General features: G+C 71.3%; 12 protein-coding genes and 2 pseudogenes. 6 read left to right on the top strand and 8 right to left on the bottom strand.

Annotation, left to right across the window (positions count from 1 at the left end):
- Positions 1-200: 200 nt before the first annotated feature.
- Both ACFSL4_RS05955 and xylB read right to left on the bottom strand, forming a co-directional pair.
- The gene (locus ACFSL4_RS05955) at positions 201-1,409 is read right to left on the bottom strand and encodes an ROK family protein (RefSeq protein ID WP_381079260.1); all 1,209 of its coding nucleotides are present in this window, start codon (positions 1,407-1,409) and stop codon (positions 201-203) included.
- Positions 1,410-1,426: 17 nt separating this feature from the next.
- The gene (gene xylB, locus ACFSL4_RS05950; RefSeq protein ID WP_381079258.1) at positions 1,427-2,872 is read right to left on the bottom strand and encodes a xylulokinase; all 1,446 of its coding nucleotides are present in this window, start codon (positions 2,870-2,872) and stop codon (positions 1,427-1,429) included.
- Positions 2,873-2,989: 117 nt separating this feature from the next.
- Here xylB and xylA point away from each other — a divergent pair, with 117 nt between their 5' ends.
- A complete protein-coding gene (gene xylA / locus ACFSL4_RS05945; RefSeq protein WP_381079256.1) occupies positions 2,990-4,156 on the top strand; it encodes a xylose isomerase in 1,167 nt (388 codons plus the stop codon).
- Positions 4,157-4,380: 224 nt separating this feature from the next.
- On the opposite strand, the gene ACFSL4_RS05940 is transcribed toward xylA, so the two are convergent.
- Positions 4,381-4,683 carry an SHOCT domain-containing protein gene (locus ACFSL4_RS05940; RefSeq protein WP_381079254.1) on the bottom strand — a complete coding sequence of 101 codons (303 nt, stop codon included), beginning with the start codon at positions 4,681-4,683 and terminating at the stop codon, positions 4,381-4,383.
- 277 nt (positions 4,684-4,960) lie between these two features.
- Between ACFSL4_RS05940 and arsM the strand changes: the two genes are divergently transcribed.
- Positions 4,961-5,752, top strand: a complete 792-nt coding sequence (arsM, locus tag ACFSL4_RS05935; RefSeq protein WP_381079252.1) for an arsenite methyltransferase — start codon at positions 4,961-4,963, stop codon at positions 5,750-5,752.
- A gap of 13 nt (positions 5,753-5,765) precedes the next feature.
- Here arsM and ACFSL4_RS05930 read toward each other — a convergent pair whose 3' ends face one another.
- On the bottom strand, positions 5,766-6,122 hold the full coding sequence (locus ACFSL4_RS05930) for a DUF6233 domain-containing protein (protein WP_381079250.1): 357 nt from the start codon (positions 6,120-6,122) through the stop codon (positions 5,766-5,768).
- A gap of 255 nt (positions 6,123-6,377) precedes the next feature.
- Here ACFSL4_RS05930 and ACFSL4_RS05925 point away from each other — a divergent pair.
- Positions 6,378-6,868: pseudogene (locus ACFSL4_RS05925) on the top strand (LLM class flavin-dependent oxidoreductase); the annotation flags it as partial.
- Between the two features lie 248 nt (positions 6,869-7,116).
- Positions 7,117-7,671 carry a hypothetical protein gene (locus tag ACFSL4_RS05920; RefSeq protein WP_381079249.1) on the top strand — a complete coding sequence of 185 codons (555 nt, stop codon included), beginning with the start codon at positions 7,117-7,119 and terminating at the stop codon, positions 7,669-7,671.
- A 162-nt stretch (positions 7,672-7,833) separates the two neighbouring features.
- On the opposite strand, the gene ACFSL4_RS05915 is transcribed toward ACFSL4_RS05920, so the two are convergent.
- Positions 7,834-8,775, bottom strand: coding sequence for a ferritin family protein (locus tag ACFSL4_RS05915; RefSeq protein WP_381079247.1), 942 nt, complete (start codon positions 8,773-8,775; stop codon positions 7,834-7,836).
- A 536-nt stretch (positions 8,776-9,311) separates the two neighbouring features.
- On the opposite strand from ACFSL4_RS05915, the gene ACFSL4_RS05910 reads away from it, so the two are divergent.
- On the top strand, positions 9,312-9,494 hold the full coding sequence (locus ACFSL4_RS05910) for a hypothetical protein (protein ID WP_381079245.1): 183 nt from the start codon (positions 9,312-9,314) through the stop codon (positions 9,492-9,494).
- 22 nt (positions 9,495-9,516) lie between these two features.
- Here the strand turns inward: ACFSL4_RS05910 and ACFSL4_RS05905 are convergent.
- Positions 9,517-10,689: pseudogene (locus ACFSL4_RS05905) on the bottom strand (tannase/feruloyl esterase family alpha/beta hydrolase); the annotation flags it as partial.
- Positions 10,690-10,952: 263 nt separating this feature from the next.
- The gene (locus tag ACFSL4_RS05900; protein WP_381079243.1) at positions 10,953-11,807 is read right to left on the bottom strand and encodes a hypothetical protein; all 855 of its coding nucleotides are present in this window, start codon (positions 11,805-11,807) and stop codon (positions 10,953-10,955) included.
- Positions 11,808-12,194: 387 nt separating this feature from the next.
- Between ACFSL4_RS05900 and ACFSL4_RS05895 the strand changes: the two genes are divergently transcribed.
- Entirely contained in the window at positions 12,195-13,100 is a 906-nt protein-coding gene (locus ACFSL4_RS05895) for an oxygenase MpaB family protein (protein ID WP_381079241.1), read from the top strand.
- Here ACFSL4_RS05895 and ACFSL4_RS05890 read toward each other — a convergent pair.
- Complete coding sequence (locus ACFSL4_RS05890) at positions 13,077-13,610, bottom strand: PadR family transcriptional regulator (RefSeq protein WP_381079239.1); 534 nt, start codon at positions 13,608-13,610, stop codon at positions 13,077-13,079. The two genes, ACFSL4_RS05895 and ACFSL4_RS05890, sit on opposite strands and share 24 nt — an antisense overlap.
- Positions 13,611-13,714: the final 104 nt, after the last annotated feature.

The raw sequence follows: 13,714 nt of genomic DNA, 5'->3' as shown, positions 1-13,714 counted from the left end.
ACCCCCGATTCGACTCCGCGCAGCCCTGTCCGACGGCTGCGCCTGGCGTGAATCACGGTACGGGGCTGGCCTGTTGGGCAGGAAGAGCGCGGCGTCTTCGGTGGACAGCGACGGAATTGTGGATAACCCCGCCACCCGTTGGAGGGAAACGCCGTGGAGGAGGGCCCCGGATACCGAGAGCCACCGGCGAGGAAGGCCCGTCACCCCCGCTCGGCGATCGCCGCAGGATCGTCGAGCACGGCTCGCACCACCGAGTGAGCGGCACCCAGCAACGGCCCCTCGGAACCCAGCCGCGAGACGGTCACGGCACAGGGCGGGCCGGCCGTCCGCCGGGCCAGCTCCCGCTCCAGCGACGGCAGGAGCCAGGGCGCCAGCGCGGCGAGTGCTCCGCCGAGCACGACCGCTTCTGGGTCCAGCAGGTTGACCGCCCCCGTGAGCGCGACACCGAGGGCGGTACCGGCGTCGTGCAGGGCCCGGCACACGTCCTTGTCGCCCTGCGCGGCGCGCTCGGCCAGCATGTCGACGCGGTCCTCGCCCGGCGTCAGCCCGGCCGCGCGCAGTACCGCCTCCTCACCGGCGTACTGCTCCAGACAACCGCGCCCGCCGCATGCGCACTCCGGTCCTTCCGGACGCACGGGCACATGGCCCAGCTCACCCGCGAAACCATGTGTGCCGCGCAGCAACCGTCCGTCCACGACCACCGCGCCACCGATGCCGATCTCCGCCGAGACGTGCAGGAAGTCGCGAGGAGTGGAGTCGCCCAGCCAGAGTTCCGCGAGCGAGCCGAAGTTGGCCTCGTTGTCCACGGTCAGCGGCAGTCCGGCGGGCAGCAGGGTACCGAGATCGACGTGGTGCCAGTCGAGGTTGGGGGCGCGGACCACGGTCCGGGCGTCGCGCGCGACCAGGCCGGGCACCGCGACGGCGAGGCCCGCCGGCCACAGGCCCTCCCGCTCCGCCTCGGCGACGACCCGTTCCACGAGTGCGGTGAGTTCGGTGAGTACGGGCCCGGGGGCGCGGCCGCGGTTCGTGCCGTGCCGCACCGCGCGCGCCCGTACCCCTCCGCGCAGATCGACCGCGGACACCGCGAGGTGGTCCACACCGATCTCCGCGCCGATCCCGGCGGGGCCGCGTCCGCTGACGGCCAGGGCAGACCCCGGCCGCCCCACCCGGCCGGGCCGTTCCGGCCCCAGCTCCTCGAGCAGTCCGGAGCGGATCAGCTCGTCGACCAGCGTGGAGACCGCGGCCCGGGTCAGCCCGATCCGTGAGGCGACAGCGGCACGCGACAGCGGCCCCTCGGCGCTCACGGTGTGCATGACCCGCGCCAGATTGCGGCGGCGCATGCCCTGCTGCGTGTCGGGCAGCCGGCGGCCGGGGCTGGACGGATGGGCTTCGTGCAGTGGTGCGGTCATGCCTCCCTCGGATCCCGTCAGCGCCGGTCCGGCTCCCGCTCCAGCAGCGGTGCCGCGTCGGAGAGTACCCCGGCGATCCTGGTGAGCGTCGACTCGTCCCGCTCCACGGCCCCCAGCACCGGCCCGCGGGCGGTGTCCCAGCGCCGGGCCACCGCGGCGGGGTCCTCGCCCGTCAGCAGTCCGGCGGCCTGCGCGGCGGCCCCGAGCGCGACCAGTTCCCTGGCCTCCGGGATCTGGACGGGACGCCCCGAGAGCCGGCGTACGGTCTCCTGCCACGCCCTGCCCTTGGCGCCGCCCCCGATGAGCAGCAGGGGAGTCGTGCGGTCCGCGTCGGTGTCGAGCACCAGGTCGAGGGCGCCGAGCAGCGAGTGCACCGCGCCGTCGTACGCGGCTTGGAGCAGTTGCCCGGCCGTTGTGTCGTGCCGAAGGCCGTGCAACAGCCCGGAGGCGTGCGGGAGGTCCGGGGTGCGCTCGCCGTCGAGATAGGGGAGCAGCGTGGCACCCGTGCCGGGCTCGACGGCCTCACGGTCCAGGCCCAGCAGGGCGGCGATCCGGTCGACGGCGAGCGTGCAGTTCAGGGTGCAGGCCAGCGGCAGCCAGTCGCCGTGCGCGTCCGCGAAGCCCGCCACGGTGCCGGTCGGATCGGCGGGGCGTCGCCGTGAGACCGCGTACACCGTGCCGGATGTGCCCAGGCTCAGCACGGGGGTTCCGGGGCGCAGTCCGAGGCCCAGTGCGGCGGCCGCGTTGTCCCCTGTGCCCGGCGCGACCAGGGTGCCCTTGGAGAAGGGCAGGTCATGGGTGTCGCGCACCGTGCCGGCCACCTCTCCCGGGCGGACCACCCGCGGCAGCAGGGCCGGATCGAGGCCCACGCGGGCGAGTGTCTCCTGGTCGTACGACTCCGTCGCGGACGCCCACCAGCCGGTCCCGGAGGCGTCACCGCGGTCGGTGGTGCCCTGACCCGTGAGGCGTTCGGTCAGGTAGTCGTGGGGCAGCCGCACGGCCGCTGTCGTGCGGACGGTCTCCGGCTCGTTCTCGGCCAGCCAGGCCCACTTCGTGACTGTGAAGGACGGGCCCGGCACGCTCCCGGTGCGTTCCGCCCACGCCTTGGGGCCGCCCAGTTCCTCCACCAGTCGGCGCGCCTGCGGTGCCGAACGCACGTCGTTCCACAGCAGGGCCGGGCGCACCGGGTCGCCCTGCGCGTCCAGGGCCACGAGGCCGTGCTGCTGGCCGCCGATCGACACGGCGGTGGCCTCATGGGCCGCTTCGCCGCACTGGCGCAGAGCCTCGCAGAGGGCGTCCCACCACTGGCGGGGATCACTCTCGCGGCCCGCGCCCGACGAGACGGTGTGCGGTGCCTGGCCGCTCGCCATCACCCGTCCGGTCGAAGCGTCGACGACCAGGGCCTTGGTGGACTGGGTGGACGAGTCCACCCCGACGACGAGCGGACCCTCGGCTGCTGACATCGGGCTCTCCCTTTCCGCGGTACCGAAGACACCTGGGTCTCTTCCCACAGATGCGTTCGCATACTAATTTGTTAAGCGCCATGACGAAATAGTCTTCAGCGAGCAAGGAGCCGCGGCATGAACTACCAGCCCACCCCCGAGGACAGGTTCACCTTCGGTCTGTGGACCGTCGGCTGGCAGGGAAGGGACCCGTTCGGCGACGCAACCCGGCGCGCCTTGGACCCGGTCGAGACGGTGCAGCGCCTCGCCGAGCTGGGGGCCTACGGAGTGACATTCCATGACGACGACCTGATCCCCTTCGGGGCCTCCGACAGTGAGCGCGAGTCGCACATCAAGCGCTTTCGGCAGGCCCTCGACACGACCGGGATGACCGCGCCGATGGCCACCACCAATCTCTTCACCCACCCCGTCTTCAAGGACGGCGCGTTCACCGCCAACGACCGGGACGTACGCCGCTACGCCCTGCGCAAGACCATCCGCAACATCGACCTGGCGGTGGAACTGGGCGCGAAGACGTACGTCGCCTGGGGCGGCCGGGAAGGCGCCGAGTCCGGTGCGGCCAAGGACGTGCGCGTCGCGCTCGACCGTATGAAGGAGGCGTTCGATCTCCTCGGCGAGTACGTCACCTCCCAGGGCTACGACCTCCGCTTCGCCATCGAGCCCAAGCCGAACGAGCCGCGCGGCGACATCCTGCTGCCCACCGTCGGACATGCCCTGGCGTTCATCGAGCGACTGGAGCGGCCCGAGCTGTACGGCGTCAACCCCGAGGTGGGCCACGAGCAGATGGCCGGCCTGAACTTCCCGCACGGCATCGCTCAGGCCCTGTGGGCGGGCAAGCTCTTCCACATCGACCTCAACGGCCAGTCCGGCATCAAGTACGACCAGGACCTGCGTTTCGGTGCGGGCGACCTGCGTGCCGCGTTCTGGCTGGTGGACCTCCTGGAGAGCGCCGGGTACGGCGGGCCGCGCCACTTCGACTTCAAGCCGCCGCGGACCGAGGACCTCGACGGCGTATGGGCCTCGGCCGCGGGCTGCATGCGCAACTACCTCATCCTCAAGGAGCGCTCGGCGGCCTTCCGTGCGGACCCCGAGGTGCAGGAGGCCCTGCGTGCCTCACGTCTGGACCAGCTGGCACAGCCGACCGCCGCGGACGGACTTCAGTCCCTGCTCGCCGACCGCAGTGCTTTCGAGGAGTTCGACGTGGAGGCGGCCGCCGCGCGCGGTATGGCGTTCGAGCGCCTGGACCAGCTGGCCATGGACCATCTGCTGGGTGCGCGCGGCTGACGGCCGCCGGGAGGCATGCCGCCTTCGGATGGTGGGTTCGGCCCGTCTTCTGGGGCAGCGGCCAGTCTTAGGGGGGCACAACCGGCCTCCCCGGACCCGAGACTGCCGTCCGGGATCCCGGCGACCTCTTGAGCGACGTCCCGGGCGGCATCGGCTCCCCCTTCGCCGAGCCGGCGGCGTCGCGGTGAGCGGTGTGGACGACGGCCCGCGTCGGCGGTCGTCCGTCAGTCCGGCCGACGGGGTGGCCTGTGGGCGGCAAGGCGTTCGCGGCCCTCCGTATAGGTGTCCGCGTCGATCTCACCGGAAGCGAAGCGCCGGTCGAGGACTTCTTCCGGTGTCTCGCGTGGCAGCCCCCAGTGACGCTCTTCCGGTGTCTCTTGCGGCGGCTCCCAGCGATGCTGCTCGGCGCCGTGACCACCATGCTGCGCGAGGCGGATCACGGCCCACACGATGAGGCCGATCAGCACGATCCACACCAGCGGCATGAAGGCCATCCAGGCCCAGCCGCCGCCGTCCCAGTACATCATTGTCCTCACCTCCTCAGGAGGTTTCCTCCTTCACTGTCCGTGCGGGGTGGCCGGGGACGCCAGGGCCCTTCGGCCCCGATGCCGAGGCGCCTGGCACCCGGCCGGGGTCCGGATGCCTGGTCCCTCGTCCGCAGGGGTGGAGGGACGCGACTGTTTCGATGTGCTTCTATGTTGACGTTTTTCGATTCAGAGGGCAGTGTTTGCATCAACGAGCATCGATACAGGCGTGTGCCGGGGTCCGCCTCGCCCCGCCGGCCCCGTCAGTCAGGAGTGAGTCATGAGCGAGCAGTCCACCGACCTGCGTGAAACCGTCCGGCAGCGGTACGCCGCAGCGGCCGCGCAGGTGTCCGAGGGCGGCATCGCGTGTTGTGGGTCCGAGCCGGTCGAGGTCGATGAGACCTTCGGTGCCGCCTTCTATGAGGCCGATGAGCGTGACGCCCTGCCCGCCGAGGCGGTCGCGGCCTCCCTGGGGTGCGGCAACCCGATCGCCGTCGCCGAACTGAGCGAGGGCGAGCGCGTCCTCGACCTCGGCTCCGGCGGCGGTATCGACGTCCTGCTCTCGGCCCGCCGGGTCGGCTCCACCGGCAGGGCGTACGGGCTGGACATGACCGACGAGATGCTCGCTCTGGCGCTGGCCAACGCCAAGAAGGCCGGTGCCACGAACGTGGAGTTCCTCAAGGGCACCATCGAAGCCATCCCGCTGCCGGCGAACACCATCGACGTGGTCATCTCGAACTGTGTGATCAACCTGTCCGTCGACAAGGCGGCCGTGTTCGCCGAGGCGTTCCGCGTGCTGCGGCCCGGCGGTCGGCTCGGTGTGTCGGACGTGGTGGCCGACGACGCCCTGACGCCCGGGCAGCGGGCCGAGCGCGGCGACCACGCGGGCTGCATCGCCGGTGCGCTGTCCTTCGCGGAGTATCGTGCGGGCCTGGAGGGGGCGGGATTCGCGAACGTCGAGATCACCCCGACGCACACGGTCGCCGACGGCATGCACTCGGCGATCGTCCGCGCCGCCAAGCCCCTCGGTGCGGCGACGGAGGGTGCGGCGGCGGAGGTGCGGACGGCCTGAGGGGCGCGGACGCCTACTCCGGGACGACCTGGAGTGCCGTGTCCGGATCGCAGTGCGGGCAGGCCGCGATGTGCGCGTACAACGCCTGCCGCGCCTGTTCCTCCGTGATCGCCTTGACGCGGACACCCTTGGCCATGTGGCAGTCGCCCTTGTGGATCCGTGTCGGCGGGCTCCCGGTGCCAATGCCCCGTTCCATGAGCCATTCGGGCGTCCGGGGGCGTCGTGCCTCACCTGTATGCCGCTCCGTCTCCCGCCGTTCCTCGTCGGCGATCCACTGGTCGATCTGCGCCAGGGCCGCCGTCGCCTGCTGCACGATCACGCGGCGCGCGAAGCGCAGCAGCTCCAGACGGGACGGCGATCTTTCGTTCACACGTTCGATTCTAGGGGTGAGTGGCTGCCTCCACAGGTGACCCCCGCGGGCTGGGGCGTGTGTTTCCGGATCGGCGGCTCCGTGAAGAGCTCCCGCAGCCGCAGGGCGCTCTCGGCGGTGCCTGTGTCATCTGCTGCGGACTGAGGGGGCGCGAGTCGCCTTGCGCCCGCCCAAGGACGGTGTCCCGCCGGGCGTTCCGCTCTCAGGGGGCACCGCATCCTCGTCACGGCGCCGATCCGCGACCGTCGACGTGTCATGCCGCATCACGCCGTCCCGGCACCGTCCCCTCCCGTCCTCCAGCACCCTTCAACACGGGCCCGGCGCGCCGACGCCGACCCCTTCGGCGCGCTCGGTCTGCTCGACCTCGCCGGCGCCACCTCGCGCCTCCGCGTCCAGACCGAGGTCCTGCTGGCCCCGTCGCGCGATACCGCCGTGCTCGCCGAGCAGGCGGCCACCGTGGACCGTGTGACCGGTGGTCGTCTGGTCCTCGGTCTCGGCGTCGGCGGGCGTGGCGACGACCGTCAGGTCACGGACGTCGACACGCGTACCCGCCGGCGTCTCGATGGGCAGATGGCGGTGATGCCCGGCCTGTGGTCCGGTGCTCCGTGCGGTGGTGGCGTGGGCACGATCGGGCCCGCGCCGCACGCGACGGGGGACCCGAGGCGCTCTTCGGCGGCTTCAAGCCCGCCGCGCTCGAGCGTGTCGCGCGCTGGGGCGACGTCTTCCTCGCCGCCGCGGCACCATCCAACTCATTTTCCTATCAAGCAGTTTGACGTTCTGGTCCTTTCGGGTCCTGACGCGGCTGCCGGAGTGACTGTGCTGATCGCCGAGGTGCGTGGGGGGCACGTACGGGCGCGGCGGGCAGCGCCAGGATTACTCCAATCGCATTGTTCATCAGATTTTCGGTATGTCCTATACGCCAGAAATTGGGATCTTATGTACGTTCACTTACGCATCGGCTCACAGTCGACGTGTCTCAGACAGGAGAAGTGACATGGCAACGCGTTCCATCGCCGTTACCGCCGCGGTCGCCACTGGTGCGGCCCTGGTGGCCACTGGTATCACCTACGCCTCGGCCGCCTCGGAGCCGGCCCAGGCGGCCGCGGTCAACCAGGCCGCCGCTGTCCCCGCCGCGGCCCCCCAGGGCGGCGGCGGCAACAGCAAGGACAAGGACAAGGGCAAGGGCAGGCATGGCTACCGCCACTACAGGGTGGGCCGCATCCACATCAACGAGCGGACCTACTCCGCCCACGCCGGTGGCTGCATCACGGTGGTCAGCGGCCTCGGTTCCAAGAGCCTCAACGTGCGCAACGACAGTTGGAAGACCGTCGAGGTCTTCAACGGGGCCACGTGCGACAACGGCTCGCCCGTCGCCACCATCGGCCCGTACAGCTCCAGCAACGGGCTCTACCCCCGACACGTCCGGGGCGGCCTCCGCGTCCGCGACGGCGTGGTGGGCAGCTTCCGAGTGGTCGAGGACTACTTCCGCTACGGCTACGGCTACGGCTACGGCCGCGGCGGCTACGACCGCAACGACTACGGTAAGTGACCGAGTCGACTGTTGTGATGTATGGCGAGAACCCCGGCCTGCCGGAATCGGGCCGGGGTTCCGCTCTCTGCCCCCGCATTCCACGGTAAGTCGTCACCGTGGCATCGCGCACAGCCCCGGGTGTCGCTGGGCTGCCGCCCGCGGTGCCCGGGCACCGTCCGGTCAGCGCAGGGCCGAACGGGCGGTCTCGAAGCTGCGCGCGTGGGCGGCCTCGTCCTCGGCGTTGTGCGCGAAGAGCTTGGCGGCCGCGCTGTCGTCGGCTGCCCGCGCCTGCTGGGCAAAGGCCGGGTACATGCTCTCGGACTCGTACCGTTCGCCGGTGATGGCCTTGGTGAGGTTCTCACGCGTGGTACCGACGGTGCCCGCCAGCTTTGCCATACCCGCGAAATGCTCGCGCAGTTCGATCTCGGCGATGCCGTTGAACAGGCGTGCCAGCGCCTGGTTGCCGTGTGCGGTCGCGGCCTTCGCGAACTGGGTGTACTTGGCGGCCGCCAGCGCCTCACCGTGCATGGCGGTGTCGAGGTCGGTCTTGGTCCGGGCCGCGCGGACCCTGGGCGCACCGGCCTGTACGGCCTCCGCCGCGGCGGAGGGCGGTGCCGGGATGCTCCCCCTGCCGGTGCGGACCGCCTCCAGAGCCTTGGTGAACGCGGAGTGGTGAGCGGCCTCGTCCCGGGCCAGCTCGTCGAACATTTCGGCGGCGGAGGCGTCACCGTCCTGTCTGGCCTGCCTGGCGAAGGTGGCATACATCGTCTGGGACTCGTATGCCTCACCCTTGAGGGCCGCCTGGAGGTCGGCGGCGTCGCTGCCCGCCAGGCCGCTCAGCCTGGCCTCCTCCGCAAAGTGCTCACCCAGTTCCACCTTCGCGGTCCGCTGGAACAGGCCGTCCACCGACGCCAGACCCTGCTTTCGGGCCTGCGCGGCGAACAAGGAGTACGAGGCGTACGCGTATGCCTCGCCACGCATCGACGCGTCGAGGTCGGTACGTGTTTGTGCGTGCAGTGCGCCGATCGAGTCATCGGGCACGGCCGAGGCGGCGCTTCCCACGGACATGCTCAGCGTCAGGACGAAAGCGCCCGTCGTCAGGGCGCGTATCGGACAAGGCATCACGCGGACCTCCCAATCGGACCGTTGAAGCCCCCCAGGCATCACACCAACAAGTGAGGAGCGCGGCGAACAGGCCGTGGCATTCGGGTGAGGTGACCGAGGAGCGGGTCTGGCACGACGTCTCATGCCGTGGTGCGTGTGACCGGCGGATACTGGTCGCACGGTCACCACGCCGGAGGCGGCGGGTGCGGCCGGGACCGCAGCCGCGTGGCTGGGACGGCGGGTGCGGCGAGCGAGGAGGGCGGGTGCGGAGAGGAAGCGGGTGCGCCCGGACGGCGGGCCGAGACCACGGCCGGCAGCCTCACTGCGGTGGAACGGCGCAGCCGGAAGGCGACACGGGGTACAGCACTCCGGGCCACGACGTCGGTTCTCCACCGGCTTCCCGCACACCTCCCCGGTGGCCCGCGCCGGGGAGGTTTCTCAGGGATGACTGAGGGTCCGGCTCAGGGTCCTGTCAGGGCCGAGGGCCGGAACCGCGTGCCGCGCGCGCCCGTTCTCAGAGCAGAGAGCGGCAGCAGCCGCGAAGGAGGCGACACATGTCGAAGAACGCGAAGATTGCCACGGGGGGAGTGGTGGTCGGGCTCATCCTGTGGATCTGGCTGCCCTGGTGGGCCGCCCTCCTGATCGTGTTGGGAGTCCCGACCGCCGCGTACCTCACCCTGGACCCCTCCCAGCGGCGCAGGCTGCGCCGAGTGGCACGCAAGGAACTCGGTCGCTGAGGGGCTGGTGACCCGAAGCGCTTCCCGCCAGTGCGCTGGAGCCGACCATGTCGCCGCCCGCGGGCCTGCTGACGGTACCGTCCGCGGGCGGCTGCTCGCCCCGGTCCACCCACGCGGTGAGCGCGCCGAAGGCCGCCCGGTAGCAGGGCAGGATGGGCCGTGGCCGATCGGGGTGGCTGTCGTACAGCCCGTCGACGTGGGTGCCGCCCTCGACGGTGTAGTAGCGGTGCAGCCGCCCGCGCCCGCTCTGCTCCACCATCCGCGCGTACACATCCGAGTCCGTGGCCTTCGGCAGCAGGCGTCCAGATCACCGTGCAGCGTGATGATCGGTTTTCCGGTCCGCCCGGTGAGGGTGACCCGGGCCACCGCGCGATGGACGGACGCGGGGCGTATCGCGTAGTCGTAGGCCGCGTCCGACCGGCAGGGCGCCAGGGTCTGCTCCGTCTTGGAGCCGGCGGACGCGCCGGGGCGGGCGGCGCCCTACGTGGGATCGAACTCGGCGCGGTAGATCTTCTGCGTGACACCCCAGTACGCCTTCTCGTGGTACGGCCACAGGAACTCGGACCCGCGCGCGAACCCGACCGTGTAGAGATCCTCGTCCCGGGCCGATCCCAGGATCCGGCCCATGGCCGTCGGCCGTGACGTTCAGGAGGCCGGGACCGGCCGTGGTCCACAGGGTGCCCTCCCAGTCCACGCCGCCGTCGTACAGTTCGGGGTGGTGCCCCCGTCGTCGGCGCGTCAGGTAGCCGCCGTTCGAGACACCCGTCACGTATGTGCGCCGGAGGCCGCCCGTAGCGCTGTGCCACCGCGCGCTTGGCGCGACGGTGAGTTGTGTCGTGCGCCGGTTCCACTCGGCCACGGCATCCCCGGGGTGGGTCCCATCGCGGTAGAAGGCCGGCCCGCTGGTGCCCTTGTCGGTGGCCGCGTACGCGTAGCCCTGCGCGATCACCAGTCCGAGATCGCCGTGTCGGCCGCGTACTGCTTGCGGGTGCCCGGGGCGCCGGTGAGGACGAGACCGCCGTTCCAGTGGTCCGGCAGCCGGATCGCGAACTGGGCGTTTGTACTGCCATCCGTGCGCGGAGTTGAGGCGCGAGTCGTCCGGGAAGTATCCGTCGACCTGGAGCCCCGGCACACCGGAAGGATTGCGGGTGGCCTTGGCGGTCAGACCCGTCTGGTCCGCCATGTCCGTGTACGGCGCCCTGCGCAGTGGCCACCGTCGGTGGCGGCCGCGGGCCGGTGAGGGCGGAGCTCGGCAGAGCGGCGGTGAGCAGCGCGACGCTGCGGGAACAGGCGCATGAGGGGCCTACGGGGCATGAGGGGAGCGCAGGGCGGCCCCATGCTGCGACCACGGAAGCCCACCGACCACGGGTGCGGACCACACGGGCACTGATGTCCCTATGGGGTTTCACACGGCAACCCCTGACCACCCCGTTCTGTGCCGCTCGCCGTCCCGCCGCCTCAGGCCGGACGCACCGCCATCTTGTCGAGCGCATCCAGCAGCCCGGGCAGTTCCGGGCCCCGGCCCACCGGGAGAACCTCGCCGGGCTCCTCGTCGAGCAGGACGAACGCGATGTCGTCCGTCCTGGCCACCATGGACCAGCCGGGTCCGTCGGCGCGCAGCGTGCGGGCACCCCCCGGGGCGAACGAGGAGCGGACCCGGCCCAACGGCGGGGGAGCGTCCACGTAGGCGCGCGCCTCAGTGAGGACCCGGCGGATGCCGCTGCGGGCCCCACTCGCACCCTCCTCGGGCTTCGTACCCTCCTCGGGCTTCGCACCCTCCTCGGCGGTGGCCGCGCCGTCTGCGGGTGCGAAGTCGGCGTCGTCGATCTGCTCGCGCCACACGGCCCACTGGAGCGCGATCTCGTCCGCGCCCAGACGGCGTTGGGCGGGCCCCCAGATGTCGGTGTCCGGCGGGGAGAGCGGCTCGCGGTCGCTGAGCTCGGGCGAGGGATCGTGCGGGGCGGGTATGCCGGGCGCGGCGACGGCCACGGCCAGCGGCCAGCCCGGCAGAGCGGCGACGACTGTCCGCTCGTCGGGCGACAGTTCGTACTCCATTCCGCAGTCCCACGACGCGATCGCCACGGCCACCAGTGACACGTCGTCGATGACCACCGTCCAGCGCGCGCCGTCGCCGTCCTGACCGAGCACGAGGCCGTAGCCGTCGGCGAGGGGCGGCAGATCGAGCGCCGCGCAGGCCTCGGGATAGTCGTCGCCCAGCACGCTGGGGAACTGCGCGGGCGTCAGCAGAACCGCCGTCAGCACATACAGCGCGTCGTCCTCGGCGGCGACGGCGTCCTCGTCCGTCCCGGCCATGCCACCCTCCCCATCGGTTCCATCCGTCGGCGCACCCTAATGCGCCCGCGAGCCGCTTGTCACGAGTGCGAATGGCACGAAGAGCTGCGGTTGCCCGATTGAACGAGACGAAACGACCGAGTGGAACCGGTATCGGACGGCGGGCAGGCCGGGCAGCCTGCACACCACTGTCCGAGGCGACTCGTCCCGCTGCCGTGCGAGGCCGACCGCCCGGCACGCCAGCTCGCTCACGCCGAACGACAGGGTTGCGGGTGACACCCGCGATACGGGGCCCGTCCACGCGGTCCTGCTCGTCCTCGGCGCGCGCCGGCACATGGGACGAACAGGCTGTTCCCCTGCCGCTCTCAACGTAGAGTTGAAGCTCGGCGGCAGAAGGGGGACGAGACGGTGAGGCGCTTCGAGAGACTCGAACAGCTGCGGCGCCTCGACCCCGAGAGGGACGCCCTGGAGGTCTACCGGCTCAGCGTCGCCTACGAGTTCCCCTGGGACTACACCCGCGCCCTGGAGCTGGCTCTCTACCGTACCTACGCGGTCCCCGGCATCGGCCGACTGCTCGCCGAGACCGCGGAGCTCACGGACCGCACGCAGAAGCGGTACGACGACACCGCGCTGCTCCTCGACGCGGTCGTCGAGCACGGCTTCGACACCGACGAGGGCCGCACCGCGATCCGCCGCATCAACCAGATGCATCGCAGTTATGACATCGGCAATGACGACATGCGGTACGTGCTCTGCACCTTCGTGGTGATGCCCAAGCGGTGGATCGACGCCTACGGATGGCGCAGGCTGTCCCGGCACGAGACGATCGCTTCCGCGGTGCACTACCGCACCCTGGGGCGGCACATGGGCATCCGGGACGTCCCGGGGACGTACGAGGAGTTCGAGGCGTGCCTCGACGCCTACGAGGAGGCCCACTTCGCATGGGACCCGGCTGCCCGTCGCGTGTCCGACGCGACCCTCGCCCTGATGGCCTCCTGGTATCCGCGCCCGCTCGCACCCCTCCTGCGCCGAACGACGCTCTCCCTTCTCGACGACGCGCTCCTGAAGGCGTTTAGGTACGAGCCGCCGAGCGCCACCACAGGCGCGCTGGTGCGCCGCGCGGTCCGGGCCCGTGGCCGTCTCGTCCGCCTCATGCCCCCGCGCCGAGCTCCGCACCACGCCCGGCAGAACTGGGAGATCAAGGGGTATCCGAACGGCTACCGCATCGCCGACCTGGGTACCCGTCCGGTCCCCGGCGTCAGGGGCTGCCCCGTCCGGCCGGGGCGGAGTTCAGCGACCGATCCCGGCGAGTGAGCCGAGCGTCGTCCGCAGCCACTCCAGCTCAGCCCGGCTCGTGGCGCGCGCGATGGTGAGGATGCCACGCCGGAAGGGATCGTCGAGTTCCTCGGCGCGCAGTGGCCGCTCGCCCTCGTAGAAGAAGCTCGCGGGCTCCTCCAGGAAGGCGAGCCGGCGGCGCAGGACGGTCGCCTGTGCCGCCGGATCCTCCAGGTGCCTGAGGAAGGCGAGCACCGTGAACCAGCGGTTCTCGTCGGTGATGTCGCGCTGCGCCGGCTCCGCTAGCCGGCGGCGCAGCTGCCGCTTGCCTTCCTCCGTGAGCGTCAGAACGTGCCGTGGTGCCGCGACCGAGCCCGGCTGCGTGGCCCGCGCCAGCAGTCCGGCCTTCTCCAGTCGCTTGATCGCGGGGTACAGAGTGCTCTCCGCGACGGGGCGTACGTGCCCCGTCAAGGCTGTGATGCGTTTGCGCAGCTCATAGCCGTGCAGCGGGGAGTCGTACAGGAAACCGAGGATGGCGAGCTCCAGCATGCCCGCATTCTGCCGCACTGTCGTTGTACCTAGAGTTCGTAATACATCGAGTTCGATGTATTCTCCTGGCTGGGCCATGAGCGCCGACGCCACAAGGGACACGC

The sequence above is a fragment of the Streptomyces caeni genome (assembly GCF_042678285.1).
Taxonomy (GTDB): domain Bacteria; phylum Actinomycetota; class Actinomycetes; order Streptomycetales; family Streptomycetaceae; genus Streptomyces; species Streptomyces caeni.
The sequence above is the reverse complement of the archived record's forward strand: the minus strand, read 5'-3'. Positions and strand labels throughout refer to the sequence as shown.

Bases quoted from the DNA above. Each gene is read 5' to 3' on its own strand.
- ACFSL4_RS05955 (WP_381079260.1), bottom strand. From the start codon at position 1,409: ATGACCGCACCACTGCACGAAGCCCATCCGTCCAGCCCCGGCCGCCGG.
- xylB (WP_381079258.1), bottom strand. From the start codon at position 2,872: ATGTCAGCAGCCGAGGGTCCGCTCGTCGTCGGGGTGGACTCGTCCACC.
- xylA (WP_381079256.1), top strand. From the start codon at position 2,990: ATGAACTACCAGCCCACCCCCGAGGACAGGTTCACCTTCGGTCTGTGG.
- ACFSL4_RS05940 (WP_381079254.1), bottom strand. From the start codon at position 4,683: ATGATGTACTGGGACGGCGGCGGCTGGGCCTGGATGGCCTTCATGCCG.
- arsM (WP_381079252.1), top strand. From the start codon at position 4,961: ATGAGCGAGCAGTCCACCGACCTGCGTGAAACCGTCCGGCAGCGGTAC.
- ACFSL4_RS05920 (WP_381079249.1), top strand. From the start codon at position 7,117: ATGGCAACGCGTTCCATCGCCGTTACCGCCGCGGTCGCCACTGGTGCG.
- ACFSL4_RS05915 (WP_381079247.1), bottom strand. From the start codon at position 8,775: ATGCCTTGTCCGATACGCGCCCTGACGACGGGCGCTTTCGTCCTGACG.
- ACFSL4_RS05910 (WP_381079245.1), top strand. From the start codon at position 9,312: ATGTCGAAGAACGCGAAGATTGCCACGGGGGGAGTGGTGGTCGGGCTC.
- ACFSL4_RS05900 (WP_381079243.1), bottom strand. From the start codon at position 11,807: ATGGCCGGGACGGACGAGGACGCCGTCGCCGCCGAGGACGACGCGCTG.
- ACFSL4_RS05890 (WP_381079239.1), bottom strand. From the start codon at position 13,610: ATGCTGGAGCTCGCCATCCTCGGTTTCCTGTACGACTCCCCGCTGCAC.